Source organism: Streptomyces sp. DSM 106670, assembly GCF_055792845.1.
The window spans coordinates 3,024,514-3,044,023 of record NZ_CM147704.1 but is presented as its reverse complement, the minus strand read 5'-3'; the positions used below and the strand labels follow the sequence as shown (position 1 = coordinate 3,044,023).

The 19,510-nt window shown below is 72.0% G+C and carries 14 protein-coding genes; 7 read left to right on the top strand and 7 right to left on the bottom strand.

Features of this window, described 5'->3' with window-relative positions; genetic code table 11:
• Positions 1 to 22: 22 nt before the first annotated feature.
• The 3 genes from ACSMXR_RS13420 to ACSMXR_RS13410 all read right to left on the bottom strand — a co-directional run bounded on the left by ACSMXR_RS13420 (position 23) and on the right by ACSMXR_RS13410 (position 4,515).
• Complete coding sequence (locus ACSMXR_RS13420) at positions 23 to 1,795, bottom strand: LCP family protein (RefSeq protein ID WP_376188762.1); 1,773 nt, start codon at positions 1,793 to 1,795, stop codon at positions 23 to 25.
• 224 nt (positions 1,796 to 2,019) lie between these two features.
• Entirely contained in the window at positions 2,020 to 3,585 is a 1,566-nt protein-coding gene (locus ACSMXR_RS13415) for an LCP family protein (RefSeq protein WP_473171950.1), read from the bottom strand.
• 177 nt (positions 3,586 to 3,762) lie between these two features.
• Positions 3,763 to 4,515, bottom strand: a complete 753-nt coding sequence (locus ACSMXR_RS13410; protein ID WP_137234370.1) for a TIGR03089 family protein — start codon at positions 4,513 to 4,515, stop codon at positions 3,763 to 3,765.
• A 149-nt stretch (positions 4,516 to 4,664) separates the two neighbouring features.
• Here ACSMXR_RS13410 and ACSMXR_RS13405 point away from each other — a divergent pair, with 149 nt between their 5' ends.
• The 3 genes from ACSMXR_RS13405 to ACSMXR_RS13395 all read left to right on the top strand — a co-directional run bounded on the left by ACSMXR_RS13405 (position 4,665) and on the right by ACSMXR_RS13395 (position 8,479).
• Positions 4,665 to 6,233, top strand: coding sequence for a peptidoglycan recognition protein family protein (locus ACSMXR_RS13405; protein ID WP_381851284.1), 1,569 nt, complete (start codon positions 4,665 to 4,667; stop codon positions 6,231 to 6,233).
• Between the two features lie 79 nt (positions 6,234 to 6,312).
• Positions 6,313 to 7,404, top strand: a complete 1,092-nt coding sequence (gene manB / locus ACSMXR_RS13400) for a mannose-1-phosphate guanylyltransferase (protein ID WP_137234372.1) — start codon at positions 6,313 to 6,315, stop codon at positions 7,402 to 7,404.
• A gap of 67 nt (positions 7,405 to 7,471) precedes the next feature.
• Positions 7,472 to 8,479 carry a DNA-3-methyladenine glycosylase family protein gene (locus ACSMXR_RS13395; RefSeq protein WP_381851281.1) on the top strand — a complete coding sequence of 336 codons (1,008 nt, stop codon included), beginning with the start codon at positions 7,472 to 7,474 and terminating at the stop codon, positions 8,477 to 8,479.
• A gap of 263 nt (positions 8,480 to 8,742) precedes the next feature.
• Here ACSMXR_RS13395 and ACSMXR_RS13390 read toward each other — a convergent pair whose 3' ends face one another.
• From ACSMXR_RS13390 to ACSMXR_RS13380, 3 genes are all read right to left on the bottom strand, one after another.
• Positions 8,743 to 10,038: a coenzyme F420-0:L-glutamate ligase gene (locus tag ACSMXR_RS13390; protein WP_473171949.1), complete on the bottom strand. Its 1,296-nt coding sequence runs from the start codon at positions 10,036 to 10,038 to the stop codon at positions 8,743 to 8,745.
• 113 nt (positions 10,039 to 10,151) lie between these two features.
• On the bottom strand, positions 10,152 to 11,108 hold the full coding sequence (cofD, locus tag ACSMXR_RS13385) for a 2-phospho-L-lactate transferase (RefSeq protein ID WP_137234374.1): 957 nt from the start codon (positions 11,106 to 11,108) through the stop codon (positions 10,152 to 10,154).
• A gap of 13 nt (positions 11,109 to 11,121) precedes the next feature.
• Positions 11,122 to 11,622, bottom strand: a complete 501-nt coding sequence (locus ACSMXR_RS13380; RefSeq protein ID WP_030086010.1) for a cysteine dioxygenase — start codon at positions 11,620 to 11,622, stop codon at positions 11,122 to 11,124.
• A 675-nt stretch (positions 11,623 to 12,297) separates the two neighbouring features.
• Here ACSMXR_RS13380 and ACSMXR_RS13375 point away from each other — a divergent pair.
• The 3 genes from ACSMXR_RS13375 (at position 12,298) to ACSMXR_RS13365 (ending at position 18,299) form a co-directional block, all read left to right on the top strand.
• Entirely contained in the window at positions 12,298 to 12,561 is a 264-nt protein-coding gene (locus tag ACSMXR_RS13375; protein WP_003968728.1) for a WhiB family transcriptional regulator, read from the top strand.
• A 297-nt stretch (positions 12,562 to 12,858) separates the two neighbouring features.
• Positions 12,859 to 16,755, top strand: coding sequence for a glycosyltransferase (locus tag ACSMXR_RS13370; RefSeq protein ID WP_473171948.1), 3,897 nt, complete (start codon positions 12,859 to 12,861; stop codon positions 16,753 to 16,755).
• A complete protein-coding gene (locus tag ACSMXR_RS13365) occupies positions 16,752 to 18,299 on the top strand; it encodes a DUF5719 family protein (protein WP_473171947.1) in 1,548 nt (515 codons plus the stop codon). Before ACSMXR_RS13370 ends, ACSMXR_RS13365 begins: the two co-directional genes overlap by 4 nt.
• Positions 18,300 to 18,339: 40 nt before the next feature.
• On the opposite strand, the gene ACSMXR_RS13360 is transcribed toward ACSMXR_RS13365, so the two are convergent.
• Entirely contained in the window at positions 18,340 to 18,768 is a 429-nt protein-coding gene (locus tag ACSMXR_RS13360; protein ID WP_078611244.1) for a metallopeptidase family protein, read from the bottom strand.
• Between the two features lie 341 nt (positions 18,769 to 19,109).
• Here ACSMXR_RS13360 and ACSMXR_RS13355 point away from each other — a divergent pair, with 341 nt between their 5' ends.
• A complete protein-coding gene (locus tag ACSMXR_RS13355) occupies positions 19,110 to 19,487 on the top strand; it encodes a DUF3499 domain-containing protein (RefSeq protein ID WP_030086004.1) in 378 nt (125 codons plus the stop codon).
• Positions 19,488 to 19,510 lie beyond the last annotated feature (23 nt).

Here is a 19,510-nt window from a genome sequence, read left to right as displayed (position 1 = left end):
GCTGCGGCGCGGTGACCCGGTGTCACTTGGCGCATACCGTCTTGTCGGCGCTTGCCTGCTCGACGCCTTCCGGAGCCTTCGTCGGCCCGGTGATGAGCTGGCCCGCGCCCTTGAAGTCCGCCCCCAGCGTGAGCACCATCGCCTCAAGCCCTTCGGCGTCGGCGGTGCCCTTCTTCATGGCCGTGGCGGGCAGCCCCATCATCGCGGCGAGCGCCCGGGCCTGATCGGCCTGGTTGGGCGCGTACTCCAGCGTCGTCTTCTTGATCTTCTCGGGTGCGTTGGCCTTGTTCGTGGACTTCAGCACCCCCTGCTCGTTCTGGAGCCAGGTGACGGTCGCGCCGGCCGCACCGGCGATCTCACCACCGTTGAGCACGTCCACGCGTACGTCGGCGGGATCGGCCTTCGGGCCCTTGAGCAGGGCCGCCTGCTTGCCCTTGGCGGCCTTCTCCTTCTGCTTCACCTCGGTCAGCGAGGTGTCGGAGCGCATCATCGCGAAGAGCTGCTCACCCTTGACCGGGTCCACGACCACGGTGATGGGCTTCGGCTCGACCGGGTTGTCGATGACCGGCATCGTGAGGAAGGTGACGTTCTTGGTGTCGACCTTGCCGATCTCCTGAGCCAGCGTCATCAGCTTCTTCGCGTCACCGATGCCCGTGTCGACGGTCAGCGCGTTGGTGGCCGCGTCGGCCAGCGTGTAGAGCTTCTTCGGGTTGGTCAGGGTGTCGCTCGACTTCATCTCGCGGATCATCGAGGCGAGGAACTGCTGCTGCACCTTGATCCGGTCGAGGTCGCTCTCGTTGCCGAAGCTGTGCCGGGTGCGCAGCAGGGCCAGCGCCTGCTCGCCCGCCACCTCCGACTCGCCCGCGGGCAGCTTCAGATGGGACTTCGGGTCGTCGACCGGCTTGGCCATGCAGACCTTGACGCCGCCGACCGCGGTGGTCAGCTCCTTCACCGCGTTGAAGTCGACCATCATGAAGTGGTCGGGCTTGAGGCCGGTGATGTTCTCGACCGTCTTCATGGTGCAGCCGGGGTTGCGGCCGCTCTGGCCGAGGCTGGTGTTGAAGCGTTCGTTCGGGGTGCCGGGGATGGTCGTGGTGGTGCCGTCCGACTGCTTCGTCTCGCACTCGGGGATCTCGGTCATCAGGTCGCGAGGGATGCTCATCGCCGTCGCGTTGGTCCGGTCCTCGGAGACGTGGAACAGGATCGTGGTGTCGGCGTGGCCCTCGCTGCCCTTGTCGCCGTATCCCTCGTTGCCCTTGCCGGTGCGCTTGTCGGTGCCGATGATCAGGATGTTCATCGGGCCTTCGCTGAGGACGTTCTTGCTGCCGGCGTCGCCCACGTCGATGGTGTCGATATTGCCGTTGAGCTTCTGGTAGAGGACGTACACGCCGAGCGAGGCGCCCACCACGACGAACGCCATGACGCCGCCCGTCCACAGCAGCGCCTTCTTCTTGCGCGACTTCTTGGGCTTGCGCTTCCGGCGGCCGGACGCGGGCGGTTCCGTACCGCGCCCGCCGCCCTGGGAGCTGCGGCGGCTGCGCTGACCCGGCACCTCGCGGCGCGGTCCGTCGGCGCCGCCCTCCCGCGCCCCCCGGCGCCCGGAACCCTCACGGGACGCGTCGGTCCGGGTGCTGCCGCGGCGGCCCGTCCCCTCGGCCGTGGCCGTACGCGAAGGGCTGCTCGACTCCCCAGCGGAGTGATCCAGTCGCAGTTCGTAATTGCCGGTGTTCGGGTTGAGTACCCACTGGTCGGCGGGGTCGATATCGTCCGCCCGTCCACGACTGTGCGCGTCCACGGTTTCCTGCGTCCTCCGTCGGTGCCACGCGAGGCGCCTTCCCCCGGTAAGGCGCTCGTTCCTTCGCTCCAGCAGTGCACGACCTGACGGCCGGAAGCACCGGATCGCGTCACACTATCCGGCCGATTCCGCGTCGAGCGACGTGCGTGACACATTCCACGCCCCTTACAACCGGGCATACTTCCCATTACGCGTCGATTGTGTTCGCTGTCTTGGCAATTGCTTTACTGCTTGCACAGGTCGTCCGCCGCACTCGAACCCGAATAGGTGGGTGTCGGCGTCGGACTTTCCGAGCCGGCGTCGTCCGGCTTCCCGTCCCGCTTCTTTTCCTGGCCCTTCCGCGCTTCCTCCAGTTCGTCGGCCGGAACCACGGCGACCGGCCGGTCCTCGCGGAGTTGCTTGAACAGATCGCCCGCGTCCGGTTCGACGAGTTCATCCCGGTTCGGGTTGTTGCGGTACGGCTGCCGGGGCACGGTGAGGAACTGCACCTGCTCGGTCGGTACGTCGCGCATCCCGCGCACCAGGTCGTACAGGTCGCGCAGCGAGTCCAGCCCCGGGTCGGTGGTCAGCGACTTGGTCGCCGCGTCCAGCACCGGGTAGAGCCGGGTCGGGTTGAGCAGAACGCCGTTGCTCTGCATCTTGTTCACCAGCGCGCCCAGGAACTGCTGCTGGCGCTCCATCCGTTCGGTGTCGCTGCCGTTGCCGAGGGTCTTGCGCGCCCGTACGTAACCGAGCGCCTCCTCGCCGTTCAGCGTCTGCCGGCCGGCCGGAAGCTCCAGGTGCGCGTCCTTGTCGTTGATCGGCTCCTTGAGGCAGATCTCGACCCCGTCGACGGCGTCGACCATGTCCTTGAAGCCGTTGAAGTCGACGACCATGTGGTGATCGATGCGGATGCCGGTCATCTTCTCGACGGTGCGGATCGTGCAGGCGGTGCCGCCGAGTTCGAATGCCGAGTTGAACTGCGCGAACTGCTCGCGCGTCTCCTTGTCGTCCGCGGTGCGGCAGCTGGGGATCTCCGCCATCAGGTCACGGGGGAGGGACACGGCCGTCGCGCTCTTCCGGTCCGCCGCGAGGTGCAGCAGGATCGTGGTGTCGGAGCGCTGGCTGCCGCCGTCGTCCCGGCCGTACTCACGGTTGTCCCCGGCCCGGCTGTCCGACCCGATGAGCAGGATGTTCTGGGCGTCCATGACGACCGGCGTCGGCCGTTCCTTCTCGTACGCCTTGAGTTCGGCGGCGGCGCTCGTGTCGGTGGTGATGTTCCCGTCGAGCTTCTTGTAGAGCCACCAGCCCGCCCCCGCGGCGACCAGCACGAGGAACGAGGCGGCGAGGGCGGTCCAGCGCAGCCAGTGGCTCTTGCGCGCGGCGACGATGCCGGCCTTGGGCTGATCGGCCCAGGTCTGCACGCCGTCGGTGTCGCTGTCGCCGCCGTCGCCGTCGCTGCCTGCTTCGTTCTTCCCGGAGCCGGCGGAGCTTGCGGCCTGTTCAGCCTGTTCGGTCTGTTCGGCCTGGTCATCCTGCTCGGCCTGCGCGGGCTTTTCGGCCTGCTCGGCGGTCCCGGGCTTCTCGGCCTGCTCGGGCTTCTCCGGAGCGGAGGACTCCGAGCTTTCGGGGGCTTCGGGGGCCTCGGGGGCCTCCGAAGCCTCAGGGGCTTCTGCGGCTTCGGCTTCTCCGGTCCCGGGGGTGGGGCCCTCGGGACCGGACTGTTCCTGCGACCTGCCCTGCGGCTTGTCCCCGGCCGGGTGGTCCGGGTCGGACGGCGGGCCAGCACTGTCGGTCACGTCTGCGTCCATCCTTCACGTTCGGCGGCGCGAGGAGCCGCCGGTCGCAGGAGTAGACGGCTGAAACTCGCGCTTGGTTGTGCACGGCCAGGAGAGTGGTCTGTACCGCCCGATCATCTACCCGCTCCGGTGTTGCGCACCGAGGACTCGGCCCGCTGTGGGCCGGACGGGTGGACCTCGGAGCGCTTGTCATACCGCGGTGTCGGTGACCCGCTCGCTCTCGGTCCGCTTGGCCAGTCCGTCCGCGTCGAGCTGTCCGAGATGGCGGCACAACACCACGGACCCACCGGCCGCCAGCGGCGCGAAGAGCCCGGCGCTCAGCCCGTCCCACGTGTCGTACGTACGCCCGGTGAGCAGCCGGGATCCCGGTACGAGCCCGAGGGCGCCGGCGTCCTCGCGAGCCTTGGCGACGAGCTGCGCACCCGTCAGCTCCACCCCGCCGACGGCCAGCGCGGGAGCGTCGGCGTCCACCGGGGCGAAGGGCGCGAAGCGGTCGCCCTGGCTCGGCACCTCCACCGCGTAGTCCGAGAACCCCTCCGGAGCCTGCGGGAACCGGCCACCCAGCGGACGCAGGGCGAGCGCGACCCGCTCACCCCGGCAGGCCCGCGCCCGCTCCAGGGTGTCCGGTCCGGTCACGACGAGATCGGCGGCCGCCGGGTCGCCCTGGACATCGGCGACGACCCCGACGGAGGAGCAGGCGAGCAGCCAGACAGCGGACTGCCAGTGCGCGGGGAGCAGCAGGGCGAGCCGGTCGCCGGGCTCCGCGGCGAGGTCGCCCTGGAGCAGATTGGCGGTCTTGGCCACCCAATTGGCGAAGGTGGCCACCGACAGTTCGACGCGTTCTCCGGTGGCGTCGTCGTAGAAGGTGACCAGGGGGCGGGCCGGGTCCGCGGCAAGGGCGGATCGCAGCAGGTCGGCAGGGGTGCGGTCGCTGGAGTTCATCCGCGCAAGCGTACGCGGGGGCGCTGTGCGGGGCGGGCTGAACGGGTGTCACATACACCGGTTCGGCAGACGGCCCGGCAGACGGTACGTCAAGGCTGCGCCGATGCCCGGGTAGCCGGAGTCATGACTGTATGACCAGGATCGTGCGTATGCGTGCACTATTGGTCACCTCAGTCGGCGTCACCTGCGCGGCGGCCCTCACTCTGCCGCTCGCCGCCCCCGCCCTGTCCGCCCCGGCCCCGCTCTCCGCCTCGGCCCGGCCGCCCTCCGTGTCCCCCGAATCACCGGGTTCCGGCCCGCCGTCGTCGGTACGGGCCGAATCCGGATCCTCCCGAGCGGCCGACACCGCCCCGCTGTTGTCGTCGTCGCGCACCACCGGGACCCGCGCGGCCGAGCTCGCGGGCTCGACGCAGTCCCTGCCCCTGGAGCCGCTCGCCGCCCCGTCCGACCGGGTCGCGGGCGCGGCGGCCGGCCAGGGCCTGGCCCAGCGCGACGCCCGCCCGTTCTCCCTGGTGGGCGTGGTCTGGGACGACGCCGATGCCGAGCTCCACGGCACGGTCCAGGTCCGCACCCGCGCGACCGGCGGCGGGAGCTGGTCGGACTGGCAGGACGTCGAGACCCACAACGCCGAGCACGCCGCCGACCTCGGCAGCGACGAGCGGGCCTCCGGCGCCGTGCGCGGGGCGACCGCCCCGCTCTGGGTCGGCGACTCGGACGGCGTGGAGGTACGCGTACGCCCGGAGGCGGCCGATCCGCAGCACCGGGCCGCCGCCGTACCGCTGCCCGAGGGGCTGCGCCTCGAACTCGTCGACCCCGGCGAGGATCCCGCAGCGGAAGAGACCACCGAAACAGCCCCCGAGACGGCCCCCGAAACAGCTCCGGAACCTGCCCGGGCGGCCCCCGTAGGCCGGTCCGCCACCCCGGCGACGTTCGCCATCAACCCGGCCCCGCCCACGACCACGACGGCCGTGCCGGAGGCGCTCACCGCCGAATCCGCCGCCGCGTCGGCCGTCAACGCGGACCTCGCACCGCTCGGCGCTTCCGTCATCCCCGAGCTGACCAAGGCGGAGACGGAGGAGGAGGCGGCGATCGTCGCCGCCGGGGCGAAGCCGTACATCGGTCCGCGCCCGAAGATCATCACCCGCAAGGGCTGGGGCGCCGACGAAAAGCTCCGCGAGCGCAACTTCGCGTACACCAAGTCCGTCAAGGCGGCCTTCGTGCACCACAGCGCGACCGGCAACAACTACACCTGCAAGCAGGCCCCTTCGGTGCTCCGCTCCATCTACCGCTACCACGTCAAGAGCAGCGGCTGGCGCGACTTCGGCTACAACTTCGCCGTCGACAAGTGCGGAAACATCTACGAGGGCCGGGCCGGAGGCGTCGCGAAAGCGGTTCTCGGCGCCCACACCCTGGGCTTCAACACCAACACCATGGGGGTCGCGGTGCTCGGCACCTACTCCTCCACCAACCCGCCCGCCGCCGCCGTGACCGCGGTCTCCAAACTCACCGCCTGGAAGCTGGGTCTGTTCGGCGCCAACCCCAAGGGCAAAGTGACCCTCACCTCCGGCGGCAGCAACAAGTACAAGGCGGGCGTGAAGGTCAAGATGAACGTCATCTCGGGCCATCGGGACGGTTTCGCAACCGAATGTCCCGGAGCGCGTCTCTACAAGAAGCTCGGCACGGCCCGGACCAGCTCCGCCAAACTGCAGGGCCGCTGACCGGGGCATATCCGACCGGTCTGCTTAGACTGGCCAGCCATATCCAGGCCAGGCCCCAGCAGGAAGCAGAGACGGTGCTGTGACAGAGGCAAAAGAAGCGATCCTCCTGGTCGGTGGCAAAGGCACCCGGCTGCGCCCGCTCACGGTGCACACCCCGAAGCCGATGGTCCCGGCGGCGGGGGTCCCGTTCCTCACCCACCAGCTGGCGCGGGCCAGGGCGGCCGGGGTGGAGCACATCGTGCTCGCCACGTCCTACCTGGCGGAGGTCTTCGAGCCGTACTTCGGCGACGGTTCCTCGCTCGGTCTGCACATCGAGTACGTCACCGAGCAGGAGCCGCTCGGCACCGGCGGAGCCATCCGCAACGTCGCGCCGAAGCTGGCCTCGGGGCCGGACGAACCGGTCCTGATCTTCAACGGCGACATCCTGACCGGGCTCGACATCCGGGCCCTGGTCACCTCGCACACCGACTCCGGGGCGGATGTCTCGCTCCACCTGACCCGGGTCGAGGACCCGCGCGCCTTCGGCCTCGTACCCACCGACGCGACGGGCCGGGTCACGGCGTTCCTGGAGAAGCCGCAGACGCCGGAGGAGATCGTCACCGACCAGATCAACGCCGGGGCGTACATCTTCCGGCGCTCGGTCATCGACACCATTCCGGCGGGCCGCCCGGTCTCCGTCGAACGCGAGACCTTCCCCGGACTCCTCGCCTCCGGCGCCCACCTCCAGGGCATGGTCGACTCCACGTACTGGCTGGACCTCGGCACCCCGGGGGCCTTCGTCCGCGGCTCCGCCGACCTCGTCCTCGGCCGCGCCCCGTCCCCGGCGGTCCCGGGCCGCTGCGGCGACCGCCTGGTCCTGCCGACGGCGTCCGTGGCCCCGGACGCCAAGCTCACCGGCGGTACGGTGGTCGGCGCCGACGCGGTGATCGGCGCGGGCGCGAGAATAGAGGGCTCGACGATCCTGGCCGGCGCGGTCGTCGAGGCGGGCGCGGTCATCACGGACTCGCTGGTCGGAGCGGGCGCCAGGATCGGCGACCGTACGGTGCTGGCGGGCGCGGTGATCGGCGACGGGGCACAGGTGGGCGCGGACAACGAACTGCGCGACGGGGTCAGGATCTGGTGCGACGCGATCCTGCCGGACGGCTCGGTCCGCTTCTCCTCGGACCAGTAGGACCTGACCCGTACCCTCAGGAGAACGCACAAAGAGCACCGAGAGAACCGAGAGCACCGAGGCCCCCGTGGCAGGACGATTCGCCCCCCGCACCGCGCGAGCAGCGCTGCCGCACCAGGCCGCCGCTCCGTCGGGCAGGGCGGCTGCGCCCTCGCCGGACGGACCGCCGCTGACCAGGGAGTGGGCCCCGCCCGGCCCGCTGGACCTCCGGCTGGTCCTCGGCCCGCTGCGCCGAGGCCCGGCCGACCCCACGTTCCGGATGACCGCGGACGGCACGTTCTGGCGGGCCACCCGCACGCCCGAGGGCCCTGGCACGCTCCGGATCACGGCACGTGGCGACCGGGTCACGGCGGCCGCCTGGGGCCCGGGCGCGGACTGGCTGCTGGCCGGGCTGCCCGCGCTGCTGGGCGCGGAGGACGACCCGGACGCGTTCGTCCCCCGGCACCGCCTGCTGGCCGTGACCCGGCACCGCCGCCCGGGCCTGCGCCTGCTGCGTACGGGCCTGGTCATGGAGTCGCTGATCCCGTCGATCCTGGAACAGAAGGTCACCACGGACGAGGCGTACCGCGCCTGGCGCCACCTGGTCCGCCGCTTCGGCGCCCCCGCCCCGGGCCCCACGGCCGACCTGGGCCTGCACGTCATGCCGGACCCGCGCGGCTGGGCGATGATCCCGTCCTGGGAATGGCACAAGGCGAACGTCGACGCCAAGCGCTCGTCGACGATCCTGCGAGCGGTACGGGTGGCCCGCCGCCTGGAGGAGGCGGCGACGATGCCACTGCCCGAGGCACAGACCCGCCTCCAGCTGATCCCCGGCATCGGCCCCTGGACCTCGGCGGAGACCCTCCAGCGCTCGAACGGAGCGGCGGACGCGGTCACGGTGGGCGACCTGCACCTCCCGGGCATCGTGGGCCACGCGCTGGCGGACAACCGCAACGCGGACGACGAGGAAATGCTGACGTTGCTGACCCCCTACGAGGGCCAACGCCACCGGGCAACACGCCTGATCCTGCTCTCGGGCCACACCCCTCCCCGCAGAGCCCCAAGGATGACCCCGGGCAACATCGCAAGCCTGTAGCCCTGTTTAAGCCCCTCCGGCGACTGCCCTACGCCTCCGGTTTCCATAGCCCCTCCGGGCTTCTTAAGCCCCTCCGGCGCTTGAGGAGCGGGGCCCGGGGCAGCGCCCCGAACCCAAGCCCGTCCGGCGCTTGAGGACAAAGGGGGCCCGGGGCAGCGCCCCGGTTTCGGGAAGGGGCGGGTAGGGGAAAAGGCCCCGCGCAGCGGCCCCCACCGCGGCCCCACCGCCCACCGAGCCCCCACCGAGCCCCACCCCACCCCACCTCACCGCACGGTGAGAAACGCCTCCGCCTCCCGACCAACCCGCTCCCGAGCCACCCCCACCGCATGCCCCACAGCCACCGCCCCCAACGGATCCCACGACGAAGGAAGCGACAGCACCTCCCGCACCACCGGCCGGCAGAACATCGTCGAGGACACCCACGCCGACCCCAGCCGCTCACCGGCCAGCGCCACCAGGAAGTTCTGCACGCCCGCCCCGGCCGCGACCACGAACATCTCGCGCTCCGCCGTGTCGCGGCGCTCGTCCCCGTACGTGTGGGAGCCGTCCATCACCAGGCACGGCACCACCAGATACGGCGCGTTGCGCAGCACATCGCCGCGCCGCACCCGCTTGGCGATCGACTCCTCGCTCTTCCCGTCGCGCCGCAGATCCTCGATCCACGCCTCCCGCATCGCGTCGAGCAACCGGGTCCGCGACTCGGCGGACTCCAGCAGCACGAACCGCCACGGCGTCGTGTGATGCGGTGCGGGAGCGGTGACGGCAGCGGCGACGGCCCGCCGTACGGCCCCCGGATCCACCGGCTCATCGCTGAACTCGCGCACCGTACGCCGCAGCGTCACCGCTTCCCGCACGGCCTCCGACGTCCCGAGCCGGAACATGTCATCGGCAGCACTCCGCACCAACGCCCGGGCACCGGGTTCGTCGTCGGATGCGACCACATGCGGCAGCCCCCGGACCACCGCCACCGGCAGCCCGTCCGCCTTGCCCTTGACCAGGTCCCCGGCGGCGGCCAGCTCGTCCGCCGTGGCCACGACCGTGGCGCTGAGCGGATTGCCGTGCGCGTCCGTACCGCCGCGCAGATCGTCCAGCACCCGCACCCCGGCCGCACCGATCGCGACATCGGTCAGCCCGTTGCGCCAGGGCCGCCCGAAGGTGTCCGTGACGACGACGCCGACATCGACGCCGAGGGCGTCCCGCAGCCCGTCCCGGACGGCCCGCGCGGAGGCGTCGGGGTCCTCGGGCAGCAGCAGCACGGTCCCGGCCGGGGTGTTCGAGGCGTCGACCCCGGCGGCGGCCATGACCAGGCCCTGCCGGTTCTCCACGATCCGCAGCGGCCCGCGCCGGGCCACCACCCGTACGGTCTCCGCGTCGATCGCGGCCTCCCGGTCGGCGGCCTCGACGATCCGGCCCTCCGCCTTGGAGACGATCTTCGAGGTGACGAGCAGCACGTCACCGTCGACCAGCCCGGGTTCGGCCGCGGCGATCAGCTTGGCGAGATCGTCACCGGCCCGCACCTCGGGAATCCCACCCAGCGCCCACACCCGAAAGGAAGGCACGGAGGAAGCCACAACAGAGGAGTTCACAACAGAGGAGGTCACAACAGACGAGGTCACATCAGAGGAAGGCGCGGCGGCAGACGTAGTGGAGAAAGACTCACCGGAAGAACCACTCACGCCCCCACCTCCCCGGCCAGATCCAGCGCCTGCCGCGCCATCTCGGCGGTCGCGTCCAGGTCCGTCATCATCAGCGGCACCGCCCGGCAGCGGATCCCCGCCGCCTCGACGTCGCCGACCGCACCCGCGTCCACCGTGTCCACCAGCCACCCGTCCAGCAGCCCCGACCCGTAGTGCTGGGCCACGGCGGCGGCCGTCGACTCGACGCCCACGGCCGCGAGCACCTTGTCCGCCATCCCGCGCACGGGCGCGTCCCCGACGATGGGGGAGAGGCCGACCACCGGCACCCCGGCCTCGGCGATGGCCTCGCGGATCCCGGGCACGGCGAGGATCGTGCCGATGGACACCACCGGGTTCGACGGCGGGAAGACGATGACATCGGCGGAACCGATGGCCTCCAGCACCCCCGGACCCGGCTTGGCCTGCTCCGCCCCGACCGGCACGATCGCCTGCGCCTCGACGGAGGCGCGCAGCTTCACCCAGTACTCCTGGAAGTGGATCGCCTTGCTCTCGCCGTCCATCTCGACGGCGACATGCGTCTCGACCCGGTCGTCCGACATGGGGAGCAGCCGCACACCGGGCTGCCAGCGGGCGCAGAGCGCCTCGGTGACCGCGCTCAGCGGATAGCCGGCGCCCAGCATCTGCGTACGGACGATATGGGTCGCGAAGTCACGGTCGCCGAGCCCGAACCATCCCGGCCCCACGCCGTACGCCGCGAGCTCCTCCTTGACCTGGAAGGTCTCGTCGGTACGCCCCCAGCCCTGCTCCTCGTTGATGCCACCGCCGAGGGTGTACATCACGGTGTCGAGGTCGGGACAGACCTTCAGCCCGAACAGATGGATGTCATCACCCGTGTTGCCGATCACCGTGATGTCCGCGTCGGGCGCGGCCTGCTTGAGGCCGCGCAGAAAGCGGGCACCGCCGATACCACCGGCCAGAACAACAATGCGCATGTACAGCAGTTTGTCAGGCGGGTACGACGTCCACGGCCGTCGGGGCGCTTTGGGTGGGGTGCATCGGCATCTCGGTCAGACCCGGGTAGTAGATGTGCAGACTGACGGCCGGTTCGAGCGAGTCGTTGACCACTTCGTGGACGTACCCGGGGCCGAAGGCACGCTGCGCGCCCGCGCCGAGTGACCGCGTCCCGTTCTCCGTGTGCTCGGTCAACTCGCCTTCCAGGACGGTCAGTACGCCGGCGGAGAGGCCGTGGTCGTGACGCCCGCTGCCCTGCCCGGGCACCCAGCTGAGCAGCCACACCTCGTAGCCGGGGCCCTGGTGCAGACGGTGGTACCAGCGGGAGGCGGAGTCGTACTGGACGATTCCGGCCCACTGCGCGCGGTCGGCCGCGATGGAGCGCGCGAGGCCGACGAATTCGGAGACGGTGGAGGGGTGCTCGCGGGCGGGCTGCAGGAGGTGCTGGACCTCAAGGATGTCGCCGGCGATCTGAAGGTCGCTGTCGCTGTTCATGGCTGCGGTGGTTCCTCGGCATGGGGGGTGCACGTGCGGAGAGTCGCGGTGAATGCGGGGAGGAGCGGAAACGAAGAAAGCCGCTCGACCGGAGAGCCGGAGAGGCTGGATCAGAGCTGGAGCGCTACGGCATCAACAGCTGTGACAGCTGGAACAGCAACAGCGGGCCTGGACAGCGCTACGGAACCCACGGACGTGGGCGACGTGCATGGCTGTGGTCGCTGGCATGAAGTCAAGGAGACCGGCTCGGCCGTCCGCTGTCAACCCAATGCCCGATATGGGGGCAATGTTTCACTCCTTCCGGTCGCCGGATCCGGAGAAAGGTTTATGCACCCAGGGGCAAGGACATGTGGCGCATCATCCGCGCTCCCAAACGCGGCTGACGCTCCGTGACCTGACTGTGATCTTGATCGCTTCAGTGATCGAATCGCAACACAAGGGCGCCTCCGCTCGTCTCTCTCATGGGAGGGCGTGGGACTGTGGGGCCTGTGGCATATGTCAGGTTTTTGCTGATTTGAACACTTTCCGCATACGCTTGGTTCCGCAGAGTGAATCCCTGGGCCAATAGCAGATCCTCGCTTGACTGGCCTGGAGCTACACACTTGTAATTTCACTCGTGTCGTTCAGTCGCAAACGGCTGCAACACGGGACGCAAGAGACAGACGAGGGGCGCACATGACCGAGCTGTTCCAGCAACTGCTGGTCGAGGACGCGGACGAGGAACTCGGCTGGCAGGAGCGCGCACTGTGCGCCCAGACCGATCCCGAGTCCTTCTTTCCCGAAAAGGGCGGATCCACCCGCGAGGCCAAGAAGGTCTGCCTCGCCTGCGAGGTGCGCTCGGAATGCCTTGAGTACGCCCTCTCCAACGACGAACGCTTCGGCATCTGGGGCGGACTCTCCGAGCGGGAGCGACGACGCCTCAAGAAGGCCGCCATCTGACGTACGCCCCCGGAACCTCCTCCGGGCCGCTCCACCCGCGAGCCACAGAGCCGCCGCACTCCTCGTACCCCGACAGCCCCCCGACGGCCCGTCCGCCGACCCCTTCCCCAGGGCTCGGCCGGCGGGCCGTCGGCAGCTCCGCCCCCGGCCGCTTCACCCGCTCGGACCTCCGTCACCTGTCCGTACCGTTAGTGTGGGGCCCCGTCCGAGACGCGCCAACGCCCCGCCAGGGTGCGCGTGTACACCGATGCAGCCCCCGGGGACGCCCCCGGACCCGGCCGGAGGGCCCGTACCCCGATGTCCGTGCACAGCCACTCGGCGGCGCCGAACGCGGCCGCCGCCGCCCCAGAGTTCCCCCGGCACGTCGTCACCGCCGTGCTCGTCTCCCACGACGGCGCCCGCTGGCTGCCCGACGTGCTGGCCGGGCTGCTCGGGCAGGAACGCCCCGTACAGAACGTCGTCGCCGCCGACACCGGCAGCGCCGACGACTCGGCCCGGCTGGTCACCGAGGCGCTCGGTGACGAACGCGTCCTGCACCTCGCACGCCGTACGAGCTTCGGCACGGCCGTCGACGAGGCGGCCCGCACGGCCGGGATCCTGACCCCGGACGACCTGCCCTACCTCAAGCGCCCCAGCGGCTGGGACCCGGAGACCCGCACCTGGGTCGACGAGAACTACGACCTTCCCGAGCTGCCGCACGGCGAACCGGTCCAGTGGCTCTGGCTGCTGCACGACGACTGCGCACCCGAGCCCGACGCGCTCGCCGAGATGCTGCGCGTCGTCGACAACGACCGGCACGCCACGATCGTCGGCCCCAAGCTGCGCGGCTGGTACGACCGCAAGCAGCTCCTCGAAGTCGGCGTCTCCATCGCCAACAGCGGCCGCCGCTGGACCGGCCTGGACCGCCGCGAGCAGGACCAGGGCCAGCACGACCAGGTCCGTACCGTCCTGTCCGTCTCCTCCGCCGGCATGCTCATCCGCCGCGACGTCTACGAGGAGCTCGGCGGCTTCGACCGCAGGCTCCCCCTGATGCGCGACGACGTCGACCTGTGCTGGCGCGCCCACCTCGCCGGCCACCGGGTCCTCGTCGCCCCGGACGCCGTCCTGCGGCACGCCGAGGCCTCCGCCCGCGAACGCCGCCCCATCGACTGCGCCGGGCGCTCGGTCGCCAGCCCGCACCGCGTCGACAAGGCGGGCGCGGTCTACACGATGCTCGTCAACGCCCGCGGCAAGGCCCTGCCCTGGGTCCTGCTCCGGCTCGTCGTCGGCACCCTCCTGCGTACCCTCGCCTACCTCGTCGGCAAGGTGCCGGGCCAGGCCCTCGACGAGGTCACCGGCCTGCTCGGCACCCTGCTGCGCCCCGGCCGCATCCTCGCCGCCCGCCGCAACCGCGGAAAGGGCGTCGTCGACGCGGCCGAGCTGCGCGCCCTGTTCCCGCCGCCCGGCGCCACCGTCCGGGCCACCGTCGACCAGGTCGCGGGCAACTTCGGCGGCCGTACGGACTCCGACGCGGGCGGCTCGCGCCACGGAGCCGTCGAATCCGGCCCCGGCGGCGACGACGCCGACTTCCTCGAAGTCGACCAGTTCGCCCGCCTCAAGCGCATCGGCCGCAAGCCCGGCCCCGTCCTCTTCCTCCTGCTCCTGGTCGTCTCGCTCATCGCCTGCCGCAACCTGCTCAGCGGCGGAGCCCTGGCGGGCGGCGCGCTGCTGCCCGCCCCGGCCGAGGTCGGCGCGCTCTGGGACCGGTACGCGGACGCCTGGCACACGGTGGGCACCGGCGGCACCCAGACCGCCCCGCCCTACCTCGCCCTGCTCGCCGCGCTGTCGGCCCTGTTCCTCGGCTCGACCGGGCTCGCCGTCAGCGTGCTGCTGGTCTGCTCGATCCCGCTGGCCGGCGCCACCGCCTACTTCGCCTCCCGCCCGCTGCTCCCCTCCCGGCTGCTGCGGGCCTGGGCGAGCGTCGCGTACGCCTTCCTGCCCGCCGCGACCGGCGCCCTGGCCACCGGCCGCCTCGGCACCGCCGTCCTCCTCGTGCTGCTTCCGCTGATCGCCCGCGCGGGCGTCGCCGCCCACGGGCTGCGCGCGGACAGCGCGGCGGGGGAACGCGGCAGCTGGCGCGCCACCTGGGCGTACACGCTGCTGCTGACCGTCACCATGGCGTTCACCCCGATCGTCTGGCCGCTCGCCGTGGTCCTCGGCCTCGGCGTGCTCGTACTGCGGCGCGGCGACATCACGGCGTACGGGCTCCGCTTCGTCGCCGCCGTCGGCACCCCGGTGCTGGTCCTCGCCCCCTGGTCGCTGAGCCTCCTGACGAACCCGTCCGCGCTCCTGACCGAGGCGGGCCTGGACATCGGTATGGGCGATGCCTCGGGCCTCGACCTGCTCGGCATCAGCCCCGGCGGCCCCGGTGCGGCGGGCGGCATCCTGCTCCTCGGCATCGTGCTGGCCGCGCTCGCCGCCCTGCTCCGCGAGGACCGGCAGTTCGCCGTCCGCACCGCCTGGGCGGTCGCGCTCGTCGGCTTCCTCTTCGCCGCCGTCGCCAACGGGTCCACCTGGGCCGGACCCGCCACCCTCGTCTACGGCACCGCCCTGATCGCCGCCGCCCTGGTGGGCGCTGACGGCGCCCGCATCCGGGTCGCCGAGCAGAGCTTCGGCTGGCGTCAGCCCGTCGCCGCCCTGATCGCGCTGGCCGCCGGGCTGGCCCCGGTCCTGGCCGCCGCCGGCTGGATGATCGGCGGCGCGGACGGCCCGCTGGAGCGACGCGACCCCGTACAGGTGCCCGCCTTCGTGGCGGAGGAGAGCACTACCCGCGACCAGCCCCGCACCCTCGTCCTCGGCGGCACCTCGCCCGACTCCGTGGCGTACAGCCTGGTCCGCGGCTCGGGCGCGCGCCTCGGCGACGGCGAACTCACCGAGGCGGTCGGCGGCAACAGCCACCTCGACAAGGTCGTCGCCAACCTCGTCGCCGGCTCCGGCGCCGACCAGGGCGGCCAGCTCAGCGGCTTCGCGATCCGCTACGTCCTCGTCCGGGACGGAGCGCCGCGCCAGATGAGCCGGGTCCTCGACTCGACCCCCGGTCTCAGCCGCCTCAGCCAGCTCGACGGCAGCGCCCTGTGGCGGGTGGACCGCCAGGTCGCCCGCGTCATGATCACCCCGGCTTCCGGCGAGGGAGAGCACATCGCGGTCGGCTCGGCCGCCGTCGAGGCGCACTCCGAGATCCCGTCCGGGGAGTCGGGCCGCGTGCTGCGGATCGCGGACGCCGCCGACCCGGGCTGGACGGCCACGCTGGACGGCAAGCCGCTGACCCGCAAGACCGTCGACGGCTGGGCCCAGGGCTTCGAACTGCCCGCGGACGGCGGCCGCCTGGACCTCACCCACGACGCCCCGATCACCCACACCGCGTGGATCTGGTCCCAGGCCGCGCTCCTGGTGGTCCTGGTGGTCATGGCCCTGCCGGGCCGCCGCCGGGAGATCGACGACGACCTGCCCGAGGAGGCGCTCGCCGTCGCCGCCGAGCCGGTCGACGGCGAGGGGCGCCGCGCCCGCAGGCTGCGCGCCGCGGCCCAGGCGGAGGCGGCGGCCGCCGCCGAGGAGGCCGGGACCGGCGACCCGTCGCACGCCGGGGACTCCGAGGACCACGCGCACCTGCCCGACCCGGGCGAGTACATCCCCGCGCAGCAGTCCGCCGACCCGTACGCCGAGAACCCTCCGGCGTACGACCCGCAGGAGGCCACGGGCGGCTACGCGGCGGTCCCGTCGGCCCCGCAGCAGCAGTACGACGAGTACGCGCAGTGGGACGGGCAGCAGCAGCCGACCGCCGACCACTACGCGACGTACCAGCAGCCGGACCCGTACGCCCAACAGCACCAGCAACAGCAGCCGGGCCATCAGAGCGCCGACCACCAGGGCGGCTACGGAGTCCAGGACCCGTACGCGCAGCAGTACGACGACCAGGGCACGTACAACGGCCAGGGCGCGTACGAGGGCCAGGGCACGTACAACGGCCAGGGCACGTACGAAGGCCAGAGCGCCGCGTACGACAATCAGGGCGCGTACGACGAGTACGGCCAGTACGTCGGCGGGCAGCAGCACCCCCAGCACCCGTACGGCGAGAACGGCGAACACACCGACCCTCCGGCCCCGGGTCAGGCCCCGTGGCAGACCGGTAACGCATCGCGAGGCGAGTCCGAGTGAAGTCCACCCACCTGTCCCTGATCGCGGGCGCGGCCGTCCTGGCCGCCATCACCGGATTCGCCACGGTCACCGCGCCCGGCGCCCCGGCCGACACCGCGGCGAAGTCCGCCACGCTGCTGCCGGTCGAGCGCTCCAGCCTGGTCTGCCCGGCGCCCAGCAACTCCGACCTGGCGGAGACGCAGTACACCGCGTTCACCCCGGCGGGCCCGGGCGGCGAAGCCAAGGGCACCGCCGAGCTGAAGCCGGCCCTGCCGGTCGCGGACGACGAGGACGAGGAGGCCGAGACCGACCCCAAGAAGGTCAAGAAGGCCGAGGAAGCCGCGAAGAAGGCGAAGGAGAAGGCCGACAAGCCGGTCCTCGCCGTGAAGGAGCCCGGAAAGCCGGTCGTCGCCGAGGCGAACGGCTCCGGAGCCCCGGCCCTCGTCGGCACGGCCACCGGCCGGCTGGCCCCCGGCTGGGCCGCCCAGCAGACCACCGAGGTCACCGCGGGCGGCGGCCGGGGGCTCCTCGGGGTCACCTGCACCGCCCCGGACACCGACTTCTGGTTCCCGGGCGCGAGCACCGCCAAGTCCCGCCAGGACTACATCCACCTCACCAACCCCGACGACACCGGCGCCGTGGCCGACATCGAGCTGTACGGCCCCAAGGGCGCGCTCAAGGCCGAGGTCGGCGACGGCATCACCGTGCCGGCCCGCTCCAGCGTCGCCGTCCTGCTGTCCACCCTCACCACCGAGGCCGTCGACCAGCTGACCGCACACGTCACCACCCGCTCGGGGCGGATCGGAGCGGTCGTCATGAGCGCCGAGGACAACGTGGGCAGCGACTGGATCACCGCGTCCGACGACCCCTCCGGCACGATCGTGCTGCCCGGCATCCCGGCCGACGCCACCTCCGTACAGCTGGTGGCGTTCGCTCCCGGCGAGGACGACGCGGATGTGAAGGTCCAGCTGATGGGGAAGAACGCGACGTTCTCCCCGGCCGGCAACGCCACCCTGCACATCAAGTCCTCGATGACGGCGACCGTCGACCTCAAGGACGTCACCCGGGAGGAACCGGGCTCCCTGCGTCTGAGCCCGGTGCAGAAGGACCGGGCGACCCCGATCGTGGCGGCGCTGCGCGTGGTCCGCGGCAAGGGCGACCAGCAGGAGGTCGCCTACATCCCGGCCACCGGACCGGTCGGCGCCCGGGCGAGCGTCCCGGACAACCGGGCCAAGGGCTCCACGCTCTCCCTGACCGCGCCGGGCGCCACGGCCAAGGTGAAGGTCACCGCGTCGGCGGGCAGCGGGGGCGGCGAACCGTCCGTGGAGACGTACACCGTCAAGGCCGGCACGACCCTCGCCGTCACCCCGACGGCGCCGGAGGGCCTCAAGGGCGCCTACGCGCTGACCGTCGAGACGACCTCGGGCGGCCCGGTCCACGCGTCGCGCACCCTCGCGCGCACCGAGGGTGGCGTCCAGATGTTCACCGTGCAGACGCTCCCCGACGACGGCGGCACGGTCGAGGTCCCGTCGGCCGGCCAGGACCTCTCGGTCCTGGACGACTGAGGGCGCGGCCGGCGGCGGGGGCCGCGGCGGGCCGCGGAGGTCAGTCCTGCCCGTACCGGGGATCGACCGACTCGGGGGCCAGCCCCAGCAGCTCGGCCACCTGCTCGACGACGACCTCGTGGACGAGCAGGGCGCGCTCGTCACGGCTCTTGGTACGGATCTCGACGGGCCGCCGGTAGACGACGATCTGGGCGGGCCGCCCCTTGCCCGCGGCCATCGCGCTGCCGAGCGGAACGACCTCCTCCGGCGTGCCGGGCACATCGAGGACGACGAAGTCGACCTCGGCCAGCTGGGGCCAGCGCCTCTCCAGCCGCTCCACCGAGTCCTGGACCAGATCCCGGAAGGTCTGCCCCCGGCTGGCCGACAGCGGCACCTGGGGCGGCGCGACCGGCCCACGCATACCGCGGCCATGACGGTCACGGCGTCGGGGCCGCGGCTCGAACGGGTGGGGAGGTACGGAGCTGTCCATCACCGACGCAGCGTAACGCTCCGGGGACCATGACGATCAGGTGAACGACGCGGCCGACCGGGGGAGGCGGACCGGCCTCCGGATGTCCGCAGTTGAACATTTCGGCCAAGGTTGAGCCCTTTTCAGGCCCGTCATCCGATCGCCGACCCGGCGCCGGCCGCCGCGACGAAGCCCCGCCCGGGACCGGCACGGCCACCGCGCGATCAACGGGCCCCGGCCCTGGCGCAGGTCAGGGTAGCCGCCGGAAGCACCGCTGTGCCGCAGGTCACAGGGCGACACGGTGGGGTGACCCGAGGGGGAGTCGTCGCAGCCCGCTCAAGAGTGCGGTACCGTCCAACATCGTGAGCCCTGTACGTCGCTGTTCGCGCACCGCGTGCGGCCGCCCTGCCGTCGCGACACTGACGTACGTCTATGCCGATTCGACTGCGGTCCTCGGCCCGCTCGCCACCTACGCCGAGCCCCACTGTTACGACCTCTGTGCCGAACACAGTGAGCGGCTCACCGCGCCACGGGGCTGGGAAGTGGTGCGGCTCTCCGACGGCTCCGCACCGGCGCACCCCAGCGGCGACGACCTCGAAGCACTGGCCAACGCGGTCCGCGAGGCGGCCCGCCCGCAGGACCGCGGCCCGGGCGGCGGTGGCAGGGGCCCGCGCGCCGCGGACCCGGTGGAAGTGGCCCGCCGGGGCCACCTGAGGGTGCTGCGCTCCCCGGACTCCTGAGGCTGTCTCTTGAGGCTCTGCCC